Origin of the sequence: Photobacterium arenosum (assembly GCF_014841115.1) — a bacterium.
Classification (GTDB): Bacteria; Pseudomonadota; Gammaproteobacteria; order Enterobacterales; family Vibrionaceae; genus Photobacterium; species Photobacterium arenosum.
This window is the reverse complement of record NZ_JACYTP010000018.1, coordinates 47,634-63,739: the sequence shown is the minus strand read 5'-3', so window position 1 is coordinate 63,739 and position 16,106 is coordinate 47,634. Positions and strand designations below refer to the sequence as shown.

Annotated in this window: 13 protein-coding genes; all 13 read right to left on the bottom strand. The window is 51.1% G+C overall.

All coding sequences use genetic code 11. The features are described from left to right. Positions 1–55: 55 nt before the first annotated feature. Positions 56–3,535, bottom strand: coding sequence for a DNA polymerase III subunit alpha (gene dnaE, locus IFO68_RS20185; RefSeq protein WP_192017585.1), 3,480 nt, complete (start codon positions 3,533–3,535; stop codon positions 56–58). Between the two features lie 85 nt (positions 3,536–3,620). Beyond that, complete coding sequence (rnhB, locus tag IFO68_RS20180) at positions 3,621–4,238, bottom strand: ribonuclease HII (RefSeq protein ID WP_336510291.1); 618 nt, start codon at positions 4,236–4,238, stop codon at positions 3,621–3,623. A 13-nt stretch (positions 4,239–4,251) separates the two neighbouring features. Next, entirely contained in the window at positions 4,252–5,412 is a 1,161-nt protein-coding gene (gene lpxB / locus IFO68_RS20175; RefSeq protein ID WP_192017583.1) for a lipid-A-disaccharide synthase, read from the bottom strand. A 1-nt stretch (position 5,413) separates the two neighbouring features. Next, positions 5,414–6,202 (bottom strand): acyl-ACP--UDP-N-acetylglucosamine O-acyltransferase, encoded by a 789-nt coding sequence (gene lpxA, locus IFO68_RS20170; protein WP_192017582.1) that lies wholly within the window; start codon positions 6,200–6,202, stop codon positions 5,414–5,416. Then, positions 6,199–6,654: a 3-hydroxyacyl-ACP dehydratase FabZ gene (gene fabZ, locus IFO68_RS20165; protein WP_027251674.1), complete on the bottom strand. Its 456-nt coding sequence runs from the start codon at positions 6,652–6,654 to the stop codon at positions 6,199–6,201. Before fabZ ends, lpxA begins: the two co-directional genes overlap by 4 nt. 103 nt (positions 6,655–6,757) lie before the next feature. Next, positions 6,758–7,786, bottom strand: coding sequence for a UDP-3-O-(3-hydroxymyristoyl)glucosamine N-acyltransferase (gene lpxD / locus IFO68_RS20160; RefSeq protein WP_192017581.1), 1,029 nt, complete (start codon positions 7,784–7,786; stop codon positions 6,758–6,760). Between the two features lie 207 nt (positions 7,787–7,993). Beyond that, positions 7,994–8,503, bottom strand: coding sequence for an OmpH family outer membrane protein (locus tag IFO68_RS20155; RefSeq protein WP_192017580.1), 510 nt, complete (start codon positions 8,501–8,503; stop codon positions 7,994–7,996). Between the two features lie 19 nt (positions 8,504–8,522). Further along, the gene (gene bamA / locus IFO68_RS20150; protein WP_192017579.1) at positions 8,523–10,940 is read right to left on the bottom strand and encodes an outer membrane protein assembly factor BamA; all 2,418 of its coding nucleotides are present in this window, start codon (positions 10,938–10,940) and stop codon (positions 8,523–8,525) included. A 36-nt stretch (positions 10,941–10,976) separates the two neighbouring features. Then, positions 10,977–12,332 carry a sigma E protease regulator RseP gene (gene rseP, locus IFO68_RS20145; RefSeq protein ID WP_192017578.1) on the bottom strand — a complete coding sequence of 452 codons (1,356 nt, stop codon included), beginning with the start codon at positions 12,330–12,332 and terminating at the stop codon, positions 10,977–10,979. Then, positions 12,329–13,525 carry a 1-deoxy-D-xylulose-5-phosphate reductoisomerase gene (gene ispC / locus IFO68_RS20140; RefSeq protein ID WP_192017577.1) on the bottom strand — a complete coding sequence of 399 codons (1,197 nt, stop codon included), beginning with the start codon at positions 13,523–13,525 and terminating at the stop codon, positions 12,329–12,331. Before ispC ends, rseP begins: the two co-directional genes overlap by 4 nt. 149 nt (positions 13,526–13,674) lie before the next feature. Then, positions 13,675–14,523: a phosphatidate cytidylyltransferase gene (locus tag IFO68_RS20135; RefSeq protein ID WP_192017576.1), complete on the bottom strand. Its 849-nt coding sequence runs from the start codon at positions 14,521–14,523 to the stop codon at positions 13,675–13,677. Positions 14,524–14,653: 130 nt separating this feature from the next. Next, positions 14,654–15,421 (bottom strand): isoprenyl transferase, encoded by a 768-nt coding sequence (locus tag IFO68_RS20130; RefSeq protein ID WP_192017575.1) that lies wholly within the window; start codon positions 15,419–15,421, stop codon positions 14,654–14,656. An 87-nt stretch (positions 15,422–15,508) separates the two neighbouring features. Next, positions 15,509–16,066, bottom strand: a complete 558-nt coding sequence (frr, locus tag IFO68_RS20125; RefSeq protein WP_192017574.1) for a ribosome recycling factor — start codon at positions 16,064–16,066, stop codon at positions 15,509–15,511. Between the last annotated feature and the right edge of the window lie 40 nt (positions 16,067–16,106).

Sequence of the window (16,106 nt, the reverse complement as noted above, 5' to 3'; positions counted from 1 at the left end):
CCACTTGTAATCCTTTGTCCATTATTAGCAACCTGTCTGACAGGTATCGGACTCATTAATTAAACTCAAATTCGACTTGCTGCTCGCCCAGTAACACTTTGAGATCAGTGATTAAATCATCACTTGGCGTTATCCGCCACTCTGTGCCAAGGGTAAGTTTAGCGCGTGCATTCGAACGCTGATAATAAATATTCACCGGGACAGTACCTGCCCGATGCGGCTCCAGCGCTTTGCTGAAACGCTCAAAAAATGTGTGATCAATCTGCCCTTCAGTCAGCGAGATAGCAAGACCCCGCAGGTGCTTTTCTCTAGCGTCAGAAATATCAAGGACTTCACGTGCAGACATTTTAAGGCCACCATTGAAATCATCAAAGCTGACCTGTCCGGAAACGACCAAAATCCGGTCTTTTTCAATCAGATCGAGATATCGCTCCAAAGCATCGGAAAACAGCATAACTTCCATGCGCCCCGATCTGTCATCCAATGTCAGCACTCCAATCCGGGTACCGCGCTTGGTTGTCATAACCCGGGCGGCGATAACCAGTCCGGCAATCGTCACTACCTTATCACGCCCTGTCGGATGGGCATCTTTCAGGCGCCAGGTGACATAGTGCTTAAGCTCACGCACATAACTGTTGATCGGGTGGCCGGTCAGGTACAAGCCGAGCGTGTCCCGCTCGCCTTCCAGCCAGATTTTTTCTGGCCATTCCGGAATATTGGCGTACGCTTTTTCCACTTCTTCCGGCGCTGCTGTCAGCACGCCGAACATATCCGCCTGACCGAATGCCTCGGCCTGATGGTGCTGGCCAGCGGCTTTCAGCGCGTCGTCCAATGTTGCCATCATCGCCGCGCGGTTGGGTCCGAGACGATCCATCGCACCGGCTTTGATCAACCGCTCCAGAACGCGTTTATTGACCTTCTTGGTGTCTATTCTGGCACAGAAATCAAATAAGTCCTTAAAATGGCCGCCTTTTTCCCGTGCCGCAATAATATTCTCTATCGGGCCTTCACCTACCCCTTTAATAGCGCCTATGCCATAGACAATGGCACCCTCATCATCAACGGTGAAGCGGTAAAGCCCCTTGTTAACATCCGGCGGCAGTATTTGCAGATTCATGCGCTGGCATTCTTCCACCAGGCCGACCACTTTATCGGTATTATCCATGTCGGCGGTCATTACCGCAGCCATAAATTCAGCCGGATAATGCGCCTTCAGCCACAGAGTCTGGTAAGACACCAGGGCATAGGCGGCCGAGTGTGATTTGTTGAAGCCGTAACCTGCGAATTTCTCTACCAGATCGAAGATCTTCATCGCCAGCTCGCCGTCGACCCCGTTATTCACGGCGCCGCTTTCAAACGTGGCTCGCTGTTTCGCCATTTCTTCCGGTTTTTTCTTACCCATAGCACGGCGCAGCAAGTCAGCACCGCCCAGGCTGTAACCGGCCAGGACCTGGGCAATTTGCATGACCTGTTCCTGGTACAGAATAATGCCGTATGTCGGCTCCAGAATCTCTTTCAGCGACTCGTGCTGATAAGTGGCATCGGGATAAGAGATTTCTTCACGACCATGCTTACGGTCGATGAAGTTATCCACCATGCCTGATTGCAGCGGGCCAGGACGGAACAGGGCCACCAGTGCGATCATGTCTTCAAAACAGTCCGGCTGCAGGCGCTTGATCAAATCTTTCATGCCGCGCGATTCAAGCTGGAACACCGCGGTGGATTCTGAGCGTTGCAGCATGGCGAACGATTTCTGATCCGCCATCGGGATAGCCGTAATATTGACCGGCGGCTTGCCCTGAGCTTCCAGGCGCGGGTTAATCATGCCCAGCGCCCAGTCAATAATGGTCAGCGTACGCAAGCCCAGGAAGTCGAACTTCACCAGCCCCGCGGTTTCTACATCGTTCTTATCAAACTGTGTGACCGGGTGATGGCCTTCAGCGTCACAATACAGCGGGGCAAAATCTGTAATTGTGGTCGGCGATATGACCACCCCTCCGGCGTGTTTACCGGCGTTTCGGGTTACCCCTTCCAGCACCCGGCACATGTCGATCAGATCTTTGACTTCTTCATCGGCTTCGTACACTTCACCCAGCTGCGGCTCGGCCTCAAAAGCTTTTGCCAGTGTCATGCCCGGTTCTGCCGGAATCATCTTGGAAATGCGATCGACAAAGCCATAAGGGTGGCCCAGTACCCGGCCCACATCCCGGATAACGGCTTTAGCCGCCATAGTGCCAAAAGTGATGATCTGGGATACCGCATCCCGGCCGTACATTTCGGCCACGTGATCTATCACCTGATCCCGCTTATCCATACAGAAATCGATATCAAAATCAGGCATGGATACCCGTTCCGGGTTCAGAAAGCGTTCGAACAGCAGGTCAAAGGCCAGCGGATCGAGATCCGTGATATCCAGCGCATAAGCGACCAGGGATCCTGCACCCGAGCCCCGCCCCGGGCCAACGGGCACACCGTTCTCCTTCGACCACTGGATAAATTCCATGACGATCAGGAAGTAGCCAGGGAAACCCATCTGGTTGATCACTTCCAGTTCAATATCCAGACGTTCGTCGTATTCAGGGCGACGGTTTTTGCGCACTTCTTCATCCGGGAATAAGAATTCCAGACGTCGCTCCAAACCTTCTTTAGACTTCAAGACCAGGAAATCTTCCGTCGTCATGTCACCGGTCGGAAAGTTTGGCAGGAAATATTCACCTAACCGGACCGTTACATTACAGCGCTTGGCAATTTCTACTGAGTTTTCCAGGGCTTCCGGAATATCAGCAAACAGCTTGCACATTTCTTCTTCACTGCGCAGATATTGCTGAGCACTGTAATGTTTGGGACGGCGGGGATCGACCAGAGTATAACCATCATGGATACAGACGCGGATTTCATGAGCATCGAACTGATCCGGGTTGATAAAACGCACATCGTTGGTTGCCACCACAGGCAAATCTGCCTGCGCGGCCAGTTCAATGGCAAAATGCAGGTACGCTTCTTCATCCGGCCGGCCGGTACGGACCAGCTCCAGATAATAATTGCCGGGAAAGTGTTGCTGATAAAAGGCCACACAGCGCTCTGCCGCCGCCTGGTTGCCTTTGAGCAAGGCCTGTCCGACATCTCCGGTTTTACCGCCAGACAACAGGATCAACCCCTGCTTCTGCTCAACCAGCCAGTCGCGGTCAATCACAGGCATGTGTTGCACATGCCCGCGCTGATAGGCACGGGATATCAGCAAAGTCAGGTTTTTATAACCGTCATTGTCTGCCGCCAGGACAGTGAGATCAGACAGCTCATCGCCATTCTCATCGCTGCGCACTTTGAAATCCGCACCGATAATAGGCTTCACCCCCGCGCCATGGGCTGCGAAATAGAATTTCACCAGGCCGCACAAGTTAGTGAAATCTGTCAGGGCCATTGCGGGCATGCCCAGCTCTGCCACTTTCTTGACCAGAGGCGGGACCTTACTCAGGCCGTCGACCATGGAAAAGTCACTGTGGATGCGCAGGTGTATAAAGCGTGGTTCAGCCATGATGATGTCGTCAATTCAGCGGTTAAGACACAAACAGGTGTTGAGTCTAAAATGATTTTTCGTCAACGCAAGTGCCCGAAAGCCATTACTTCAAATTTTGCGCAATTCGCTCTCGAACTGGCTTAAAACTCTTACGGTGCTGCTCAATCGCGCCGTGTTTTTCCAACGCCGCAAAGTGCGCTTTGGTCGGGTAACCTTTGTGCTGGGCAAACCCGTAAGCAGGGTACTGCGCATCCAGGACTTGCATTTCTCTGTCGCGGGTCACTTTGGCCAGAATCGAGGCAGCACTGATTTCTGCCACCCGCATATCACCTTTCACCACGGCCTGGGCCGGCACAGGTAACGATGGCACACGGTTGCCGTCGATCAAGACATAATCGGGCTGTACAGACAGGCCAGCAACCGCTCGCTGCATCGCGACCATAGTAGCCTGCAAAATATTCAGCTCGTCAATTTCTTCCGGCTCACAGCGGCCCAAAGACCAGCTCAGTGCTTTTTCCTGAATGTCGTCAAACAGCGCCAGCCGCTTTTTCTCACTCAGCTTTTTCGAGTCAGCAAGCCCGACTATAGGGTTGGCCGGATCGAGTATGACAGCGGCTGTCACAACAGCACCGACCAGCGGCCCACGGCCAACCTCATCCACACCCGCAATCAATCGGGCATCCGGGTATACAAAGGGTTCGTATTGCATAATGTGTTTCACTCTGTCCGGTAAATTAACACCGGCCACTGCTAGATGACTTACCGATTAAGGTCAGCACGGCTTCGGCAGCCTGCTTATCCGCATCACACCGGATAAGCTGGTGCAGCCGGGTAAATTCGTCCATCAGCGGCTGGTTGTCGGCTGTCAGGCTTTGCTCAACTGCCGCGGCCAGTTTCTCTGGCACACACTCTTGCTGCAATAATTCAGGCACCAGTTCTTTGTCCGCCAGAATATTGGGTAATGACACATATTTGGTCTTGAGCATGCGTTTGGCTAACCAGGCTGTCAGCGGTTTGACTTTATAGCCCACCACCATTGGACGCTTAACCAACATACATTCCAGCGCTACGGTACCGGAAGCCAGTAACACCGCATCTGACGCCGTCATGACATCGCGCGCGGTATCATCAACCAGAACAAAATCCAGTTCGGGCGCTGTCGCCTTCCACGCCTGTTCAAACTGTTCCCGGCGTTTCTGGTTCACCAGCGCCACCACAAAACCCAGCTCTGGCTGTTTCGCTTTCAGCAACTGGCAAGCCTGAATAAACGGCTCTGCCAGCAGACCCATTTCACCGCCACGGCTGCCAGGTAACACGGCCAGCCAGCGTTTATCGCTGTCCAGTCCCAGTTTTTGCCGGGCAGCGGCTTTGTCTGTCTCTAATGGAATGGCATCCGCCATGGTATGACCGATGAATTCACACGGAACGTTAAATTTATCGTAAAAGGCTTTTTCAAAGGGCAGGAAGGCCAAAACCAGATTGGTCGCGGCTTCAATTTTGAAGATCCGCTTCTGCCGCCAGGCCCAGACCGACGGGCTGACATAATGAACGGTTTTAATACCCTGACATTTCAGGTCTTTTTCCAAACGCAGATTAAAGTCAGGCGCATCAATGCCCACGAACACATCCGGCGGATTGGCTGAAAAATACTTAACCAGCTCGGCTTTAATGTGAAACAGACGAGGCAGCCGACCGACAACCTCGACGATCCCCATGACCGCCAGCTCTTCCATATCAAACAGAGCTTCGCAGCCCAGCGCCTGCATGCGCGGTCCTGCAACGCCAACAAACTCGGCATCCGGATAGCGCGCTTTGACCGCTTCAATAAAGCCGGCCCCTAAAATATCGCCGGAGATCTCCCCGGCGACAATTCCAATTCGAAGAGGCTTGCTCATATCAGCGAATAATTCCGCGTTCGGTATTGTTCAGAGCATCCAGCAACAGGCCAACCGACGGCCAGTCTTTCACCATCTCTTCCAGTACCGGCTTCACCTCGGCCTGCGTTTTACCCGAGCGGTAAATCTCTTTATAGGCACGGCGCAAGGCATGAATTTCAGGCTTTTCAAAGCCATTACGCTGCAAACCCACAATGTTCAGTCCAAACGGTGTGGCATGGTTACCCTGAGCCAGTACATAAGGCGGCACATCCTGCACCACGGCAGAACAGCCACCGACATAGCTGTACGCACCCACATTACAGAATGGGTGGATGGCTGACAGTGCCATCACGCCGGCGTAATCGCCTACCACCACATGGCCACCCAGAATTGAGTTGTTACCAATATGGGTGTGATTACCAATCACGACGTCGTGAGCAACGTGGGCATTGACACACAGCAGGTTGTCATCGCCAACAATAGTCACGCCTTTATCCTGTACCGTGCCGCGATGGATCTGTACGCTTTCGCGGATCACATTGCGATCACCAATTTCCAGGCGCGTCGGTTCACCGTTGTATTTCTTGTCCTGGCACTCTTCACCGACAATTGCATAAGGAAAAATGCGATTATCCTTGCCAATCGTGGTCGGGCCTTTGATCACAACGTGTGACATGATCTCGTTACCGTCGCCAATTTCGACATCTTTGCCAATGTAGGTAAAAGGGCCAACGGTAACATTGGCTCCGATTATCACACCGTCTTCAATCACCGCTGATGGGTGAATTTGTGCTGTTTCGTGAATCATGAAAACTCTCGTCTCGCGCATTTCAACTCAGCAGAACACACAACATCGCCGTCCACTTTCGCAATGCCATTAAACATGGCAATACCGCGGCGCTCTTTCAGGAATTCCACTTCAATTACCAGCTGGTCACCAGGGCCAACGGGTTTACGGAATTTCGCATTATCAATGCTGGCAAAGTAATACAGTTCATTTTCTGCCGGCGCACCAAAGGTTTTAAACGCCAGCAAGCCAGTGGCCTGTGCCATGGCTTCAAGAATCAGTACACCAGGAAAAACAGGCATTTTCGGGAAGTGGCCGGTAAATTGCGGCTCATTGACGGAAACGTTTTTAATCGCTGTCAGTGTTTTGCCTTCTTCGTAGTTAACAACACGATCAACCATCAGAAAAGGATAACGGTGCGGAAGAAGAGCTTGGATCTCGGTGATATTCAGCGTTTTGTTTTCGCTAGTCAAAACTGCATTCCTGTCTAAAAAGTTAATAAAGCGCCGGACAAAAACGTAAGCGGCCTACGCGGTAAGTGACGCAGGCCCGAAACGGCAAAATGAGAACGAAAAACTACTGACTATCTTTTTCGAGTTTTTTCTCTACAGATTTCAATCGCTTATTCATTTCTTCAATTTTCAGAACACGTGCCGCCGTTTTACGCCATTCCCGGTTAGTTTGTAGTGGGATACCGGATGAATACACGCCAGGCTCAGTAATAGGTCTCATGACCATTGCCATACCTGTCACAGTCACGCCATCGGTAATTTCCATATGGCCATTGAACACACTGGCTCCGCCAATAAAACAATGTTTACCGACTTTCAGGCTGCCTGCCATAACCGTAGCACCTGCAATCGCAGTATTTTCACCAATGGAAACGTTATGGGCAATCTGACACTGGTTATCAATGATAACACCATCAGCGATCAGGGTATCCTCAAGCGCACCACGATCAATAGTGGTACAAGCTCCGATCTCTACTCTGTTACCAATACGCACCGTGCCCAGCTGAGGAATTTTTTGCCACTGGCCTTTATCGTTCGCATAACCAAAGCCATCAGAGCCAATCACTGTCCCCGACTGAACCAGGCAATCGTCACCCAGCACAACATTGTGATAAATACTGACATTGGCCCATAGCTTAGTGCGACTGCCAAGGCGCGCACCTTTACCGACAAAGCAGCCGGGACCAACCTGAACATGATCACCCAGCACCACACCGGATTCGATCACGGCATTATGGCCAACGGCAACGCCCTCACCCAGAACGGCGTCAGGGGCAATATACGCTGATGGCGCAATATCTACCGCGCTGGCTGGTGTGGAATCGAGCCACTGAGCCACTTTGGCGTAGGCCAGATAAGGGTCTTTAACGATCAGTGCATTTCCGTCGAAATATTCAGCATCAGCCGGTGTCAACATCACCGCTGTCGCCTTGCACGCTTGCAGGTGCTGACGGTATTTACTGCTGGAAAGGAAAGTGATCTGGCCGGAGCCTGCCTGGCCCAACCCTGCAATTGCTGTGACTTCGGCCGCTGCGTCACCACGCAGCTCCGCACCTAATTTTTCTGCTAATGCAGCAAGCGTCAATGCAGCCATTATTTACCTTAATATTTCGTTTTGTACGTACTGCGCCTTATTATCTGCGGAGTAAGAGACAATGCAAAGGGATAACGCAGAAACGCCCACAATTTGAACAATGTTCACATAATAATGTCATTTTGGATACTAAGAGGAATACACCAGACGGACCTTGATTCCCTCCCGGTGTACTCTCTCGCTAGCACTCAGTGAAACAAGCGCAGCTTATTTCACCGCTGACATCACTTTCGCAGACAGATCATCTTTAGGGTTAGCAAACAGGATTGCCTGACCATCAACAACCATATCGTAGCCTTCGCGCTTAGCCACATCCTGAATCGCTGTACGCAGTTTCATGGCCAGCTTTTGCTGCTCTTCCGACGCACGACGCGCCTGATCTTCCTGCAGAGCACGCGCTTTTTGCTTGAACTGGCCATCCAGCGTCTGCAACTCGTTTTGCAGTTTAGACTTGTCGCTGGCACTCATCAGCTGACCATCACGCTTGAGCTTTTCCAGCTTAGATTTGATATTGGTTTCCAGCGAGCGCAATTCTGTTACCCGTCCCTGGAACTCGTTACGCAGCTTATCCTGCAAGTTGTAACGCTGTGCCAGTTGCGCCATGGCTTGAGCCGTGGCAACGTAGCCTACCTTCTCAGCCGCTGCCGCTGCCTGGGTATACATAGATGATGAAAGAACGACCAGGCTAAGACCGGCTGCTTTAATCCACTGTTTCAAAGGCTCTCTCCTTAAAGGGTTAGAATGTGCGTCCGATGGTAAATGTGAAGAATTCTTCGTCATCGCCATCGTATTTCTTAAGTGGCCTCGCTACCGAAAAGACCAGAGGTCCCATTGGTGACATCCACTGCAGAGCCGCACCATATGAAGCACGGATCAGGAAAGGATCTGAATAGTCATACAGAAAATCACCGTCCTGTCCGCTCAAATCGTATTCTGTGTCCCACACGTTACCGGCATCAATAAACAGGCTGGTACGGATCTGATTCCTCGCCTCTTCAGAAGCAAACGGAGTCGGGACGATCAGCTCAACACTGGCCAGTGCGACAGCATTACCGCCCGCAGCATCGTCAGAACCTGTCGCACAGCTGTTATTGCCACCTATGCTACCACCGCTATCACAGCCGCCAACATAGACAGCTTTCGGACCCACAGTATTGGAACGGAACCCACGCAGGGTAGAGAAGCCACCCGCATAGAAGTTTTCATAAAACGGCAATAGCTGATCACTGCCATTATCCGTTGTGCCGTAACCATTACCATAGCCCAGCCGTCCGCGAAGCAACAGGGTAAAGTCCTGTTCCTGAGTTAACGGGAAGTACTGACGGACATCATACTGCGCTTTAAAATACTGGGCATCTGAACCCGGTACTGTCATGCGGAAGGTAGCACGCTGATGGTTACCTGCTGTCGGGAAGAAGCCACGGTTCAGGTTATTGCGGGTCCAGGAAACCGACCAGTCAAAGTCATCCAGCTCAATGGAAGTATTCGCTTGATCAAAATCATGAATTTGTTTGAATTTTTCGATCTGATAATACTCTTCCGTATTCGAGATCTTGTTGTGGTCATAGCCCAGACCAAATTCAAAGAAATTCAGTTCATCATACGGAAAACCCCAGGTCAGACTGGTACCGTAGCTCTGGTTGGTATAGTCAGAAATGTTAGCGTCAGAGGCTTCAAACTCGTTGTAGTACACTTTGCCGCCCAGGCTGATACCATCCAGCGTGAAATACGGGTCGCGGTACTCAACGCTCACGTTTTTCTGGTAGTCATTCATCATGGCACTGATGCCGAAACGGTTACCGGTTCCCAGGAAGTTGTCCTGCTGGATACCAGCCTGGAAAGAAACTCCGGATTCAGTACCATAACCGACACCAAAGTTGATGTTACCAGCGTTGGCTTCTTTCACCTTGTACTGAACATCGACCTGATCTTCGGTGCCCGGAACACGCACTGTCTGTACATCAACCGATTCAAAGAAACCGGTACGGTTCAGACGTTCTTTACCGCGTTCAATTGACTTAGAGTTGAGCCAGCTGCCTTCCATCTGGCGCATTTCGCGGCGCAACACTTCGTCCTGAGTTGATGTATTGCCAGAGAAAGCAATATTACGCACGTAAATACGCTTGCCTGGCTCAACGTTCACCAGCAGGGACACCTGCTGATTGGTATCATCAAACTCTGGAATGGTATTCACCTGCGGGTAGGCATAACCCAACTCGCCAAGCCGGCGTTTGATCGACTCTTCCAACCCTGTGACTTTCGCACCGTTGTAAATATCACCCTCTTTAAAGGTGACCAGCCCGGCCAGTTCGCCCTGCGCGCCAACCAGGTTTCCGCGGAATTTGACGCCCTTGACAGTATACTGCTGGCCTTCATTGATATTCAGAGTGATGTATACCCCTTTCTTATCAGGGGAGATAGACACATGGGTCGATTCAAGCTTGTATTTCAGATAACCGTTGTTGAGGTACTGAGAACGCAGGGTTTCCAGATCACCAGCCAGCACCTGTTTCTGATACTTTTCATCGGCCAGGAAGTTCCACCAGGGTACATCGGCCTGCAGATTGAATTTGTCGCGCAGATCTTCATCGGTAAACACGTTATTACCAATGAAATTAATTTGCTGAATTTTCGCCGATACCCCTTCGGTAAAGACAAATTTCAGGTCAGCACGATTTCGTGGCAATGGGGTCACAACGGCCTTAACACTGGCATTGTACTTGCCCACACTGTAGTAGAAATCTTCCAGGCCCTTTTCAATCTTACTCAGAGTAGTGCGATCCAGTGCTTCACCCACGCTGATTTTAGACGCGTTGAGGTTTTCCTGGAGCTGCTCGTCTTTGATTGCCTTGTTGCCAGAAAACGTAATGCTGGCAATGGTCGGACGCTCAATGACTTTCACCACCAGAGCATTGCCGTCACGAAAAACCTGAATATCTTCAAAATTGCCTGAAGCAAACAAGGCCTGGATCATATCCGCGACGTCACGTTCATCGACCGAATCACCAATTCTGACAGGCGTTTTCAGCAATGCAGCACCCAAGGCTACACGCTGTAATCCCTCAAAGCGGATATCATCCACCACAAATTGTTCCGCATGTACCACACTGCTGCCAAGCAAGAGGGATGCGACTAACAGTTTCTTCATCGCCATTACTGTTCTGATTATTCCTTGCTAAAAACGCACTTATTAAAGGCGGGTAAAATCATTTATGAGCGCTACAGCCATCAAAACGACTAAAATCACAGATCCAAGACGGTAGCCAAGATCCTGTATACGCTCTGAAACAGGACGTCGTGTCACAGCTTCAATTGCAAAAAAGAGTAAATGCCCACCATCCAGCACAGGCAGCGGCAACAGGTTCACTATACCCAGGTTAACGCTAATTAAAGCCAGGAAACCCAAAAAGTACACTATGCCATAATCAGCCGTTGTTCCCGCACCTTTGGCGATAGAAATCGGGCCGCTTAAATTCTTCAGTGCCACATCCCCGGTCACCAGTTTGGTTACCATATCAAAGGTCAGTGTCACCAGTTGCCAGGTTTTCCCGGTCGCTTCACCAATGGCCTCAATCGGTCCATACTGGCGAACAAAGCGCTGATCTGCTGGCCACTCTGACATCACAGGTGCGAAGCCAGCATATCCAACCCACTCACCGCTCGGCAACTCTTTGCTAATGGGCGTCAAGGAGGCTTCTACCAGCTCGTCGCCACGGCGCAGCTGAACTGTCAGCGCTTGATCCGGGCTGGAACGAACCGCATCAACCACCTGCAGCCATTGAGTAATCGGCTGCTTGTCGATAGCGACAATCGTATCCCCTATTTCGAAGCCAGCTTTTTTGGCCGCTCCGTTATCCACCAACTGACCAATTTCCAGCGTGATCGGCGGTGAAAACGGGGTGAGACCCAGAGTCGTCAGTATACGCTCACTTTCCGGGTCAAAAGACCAGTTGCGCAAATCCAGATTGAATGTCTTTTCATAAGACTCTTCCGACGGCACGGCTGTCAGCGTCATCTCATCATCACCAATATGGCTTATCATGGCCATATTGACGGACTCCCAATCCGGAGTTTGGATACCGGAAACTGACTTAAGTTCCATGCCGCTTTCAATACCGGCCTGGGCAGCTATTGACTGCGGCGCAACCTCTCCGATCACCGGCTTAACCGCAGGGACACCAATCAGGTACACAACCCAATAGGCAAAGATAGCAAAAACAAAGTTAGCAAGAGGGCCAGCCGCCACAATGGCGCTTCTTTGCCACAATGACTTGTTATTGAAAGCCTGATGGCGACGTTCAGCCGGTACAGTGTCAACCCGCTCATCCAGCATTTTGACATAGCCGCCGAGTGGGATCATTGCCAGTATGTATTCGGTGCCTTGCTTATCAACCCGGCGCCATAGGGGTTTGCCAAAACCAATGGAAAAACGCTCGACATACACGCCGCAACGGCGTGCAACCCAGAAGTGTCCGAATTCATGCACCGCAATTAAAATGCCCAGCGCAACGAGAAAGGCGCCCAAATTCCACAAAATTCCCATCATTTAGCTACCTTCTGAATCACTTGCTGCGCAAGCTGTCGTGCATCAGCATCCAACGCCATCACACACTCCAGACTCCGCGGCTCTGTCAGGTTAATCCGCTCCAGCACTTGCTGGTTCACTCGCGCGATATCGGTAAAACGTATTCCACCGGCCAGAAACTCTGCCACCGCCACCTCATTGGCAGCATTGAGCGACGTTGTTGCTGCCTGTCCACTGTAGCACGCATCTATCGCAAGCTGCAGACACGGATAACGCGACATATCCGGCGCCATAAATGTCAGTTCTCCCGCCTGGGTAAAATCAAGCGGCTTAACGCCGGCATCCACCCTTTCAGGATAGGCCATGGCAAAAGCGATTGGCGTCTGCATATCCGGCAAACCCATCTGCGCAATCACTGAACCATCTTTGTACTGTACCATAGAGTGAATCACCGACTGGGGATGAATCAGCACCTCCAGTTGCTCCCTGGACGCATTAAACAACCAGCGGGCTTCTATGTACTCCAGCCCTTTATTCATCATAGTGGCCGAGTCAACGGAAATCTTCGGTCCCATCGACCAGTTTGGATGCGCAATGGCCATTTCCGGTGTCACAGTCTCCAGATCCCGTGGATCGGTATAGCGAAACGGACCACCAGAGCCGGTCAGCAAAATCTTACTGATCCCAGCTGCAGACAGATCACAGCGCCCGGTCTGCTTTTGAACACCTAAGGGTAGACACTGATAAATAGCATTATGTTCACTGTCCACCGGTAATAATTCTGCGTCATACTTCGCAACGGCATCAATAAACATCTGGCCAGACATCACCAGGGCTTCTTTATTAGCCAGCAGCACTCGCTTCCCGGCTTTAACCGCAGACATAGTCGGCATCAACCCTGCTGCCCCCACTATGGCGGCCATTACGGTATCCACTTCATCCAGCGCGGCAATTTCGCACATGCCAGCAACACCGGTCAGCACCTGAGTGGCAACACCGTGAGCTTTCAACTGCTCAGACAGTTCACGTGCGGCCTGCTCGCAGGCCATAGCTGCAAACTTGGGCTTCCACTGACAGCACAGTTCAAACATTTTACGGCTGTCTGTCCCAGCCGCCAGCGCGACCACCTCAAAGTGGTCAGGATTGTTTGCCGCTACGGCCAGTGTACTGGTGCCTACCGACCCCGTTGCTCCAAGAATGGTTAACTTACGCATACCTTCACTACTTTATGAATTCTGGCTGTTCACAGCCATAATCCTACCGTTCATTTCCAGTCAGTGTGTAAACAGGGGGTCAACACACTATCAAGGGTATCAAAATCAAAATGGGGGAAGTGGTTACCCGCTTCCCCCCGAATCAGGTCTCAGATAAGCCAGAGATAGAGCAATGCAAAAACGGGCAGTGCCGCCGTCAGGCTGTCTATCCGGTCCAGAATACCACCGTGACCAGGTAAGATCTGTCCACTGTCTTTAATTCCGGAAACACGCTTGAGCATACTCTCTGCCAGATCACCAAATACAGAGGCAATCACAGTCAGCACCACTGTCACTAACAGTGCACCGCTGTTATTAAAGGTTATGCCAAACAGTTCTGCGGTTGCCCACGCGACGACCACTGCCAGCACCACACCACCGGCAAGCCCTTCAAGGGTTTTATTCGGGCTGACTCTGGGGGCCATTTTATGGCGGCCAAAACGTTTACCCGCGAAATAAGCACCGCTGTCTGCCGCCCAGACCAGTAAACACACCAACATAACCAGTTTGGCACCCAGATAGGGGGCTTCGGCATAGTTAACAGCACGTAACATGACGACGCCCCAGAAAAAGGGAATCAAAGTCAGTAAGCCAAAAAGGTAGCGAAGCGTGGTTGAACCAACCCAGAAGCCAGATTGGTTCGGATAAGTCACGACCAGCAAGCAGGCAAACAACCACCAGGCGCCACCTGCAGCTAACATGATGTGATGAGGAAATTGTAAATTACCCAATTCGATGGCATCTGCAGGGAGAGCCAGAAATGACGCCAGTAAGACTAAAACAGGGGGTACCATCGCCAGCAGGCGTGAACGGGTATTTACAAACTGGGTCCATTCCCAGAAGCCAACCAGGGTGATACCTGCGATAGCCAACATAAAACCCGAAAAAGGTAGCAGGAAGATGCCGGCTACCACCAATGGTGCCAGAACCAATGCAGTCAAAATTCGTTGCTTAAGCAAGCTTGTTCCTCTCGTTATTATTTATCGTTGTCGCTTCTCAGCAATATCTTGCTTGGCAGCAATCCAACAAGCCACGAGCTTGTTTTCAGAATGGCAGCGGGGTTCCATTTTCCGCGCTACCATCTTGGTGTTACTGAGCTTTCAGTAACTTTTTTATTTGTTCACCCGTACAACCAAAACGACGCTCCCGATCCATAAACCAGGCAATGGCATCGGCTAAGGTATTTTCATCAAAATCAGGCCAGAGTTGCGGTGTGAAATACAACTCGGCATAGGCGGTCTGCCACAGCATAAAGTTGCTGATCCGGCATTCGCCACTGGTACGAATAAGAAGATCGACATCAGGCAAGCCACTGGTGGATAAGCGAGCAGCCAGCATGTCTTCAGTGATATCATCCGGGGTCAGCCCCTGCTCGGCCACTTCCCGGGCGAGAGCCTGAGTAGCCTGAAGAATATCCCATTGTCCGCCATAATTCGCCGCCACGTTGAGAACCATGCCGGTGTTGCCAGCGGTTAAAGTTTCGGCTGCCGTGATTTTGTCCTGAAGACGCTGACTGAAGCGGCTGGTGTCGCCAATAATTTTAAGACGGATGTTATTTTTATGCAGACGCTTCACTTCCCGGCCAAGAACGGTCAGAAAGAGTTCCATCAATAAAGACACTTCATCTTCCGGACGGCGCCAGTTTTCACTGCTGAATGCAAACAGAGTCACTACCTGGATACCAATACGGCTCGCAGCAGAGACAGTTTTACGTACGGCTTCTACACCGGCTTTATGGCCAAACACCCGCGCTTTACCCTTCGCCTTCGCCCAGCGTCCGTTACCATCCATAATGATAGCCACGTGCTTGGGCAGGTTCTGGGTGTACCATTCAGTGCTGCTTGTATGCTCTGTCATACTTTTCCCTCAACAAAAAAGCGCCGTGCTGCACGCACAGCGCTTTAGAGCTTATCAAGCCAGAGTCAATAATAAGTAAGGAGAACCTTATACTTCCATCAACTCTTTTTCTTTCGCTTCCAAAATGGTATCAATTTTCTTCACGGCAGCATCAGTCAGCTTCTGAATGTCATCCTGAGCACGACGATCATCGTCTTCTGAAATTTCTTTATCTTTCAGCAGTGCCTTCACTTCTGCGTTGGCATCACGACGGATATTACGAATGGCAACACGGCCTTGTTCTGCTTCAGCGCGAACAACCTTCACCAGGTCTTTACGACGCTCTTCCGTCAATGCTGGCAGTGGAACCCGGATAACCGTACCTGCAGAGGATGGGTTAAGGCCCAGATCCGACATCATGATCGCCTTTTCAATTTTAGGCGTCAGTTCCTTGTCGAATACCGTAATGGCCAGGGTACGGGCATCTTCAGCGATGACGTTAGCTACTTGACGCAGCGGTGTGTTGGATCCGTAATAGTCAACCTGAATACCATCTAGCAAACTTGGATGTGCACGACCAGTACGCACTTTTGCCAGCTGAGATTTCAGTGCTTCAACACTTTTTTCCATGCGCGTTTGCGCATCAGTTTTAATATCGTTAATCACGTTTGTACCCTTGAATAGTCGGTCTTAGCAGGAAGCTGTT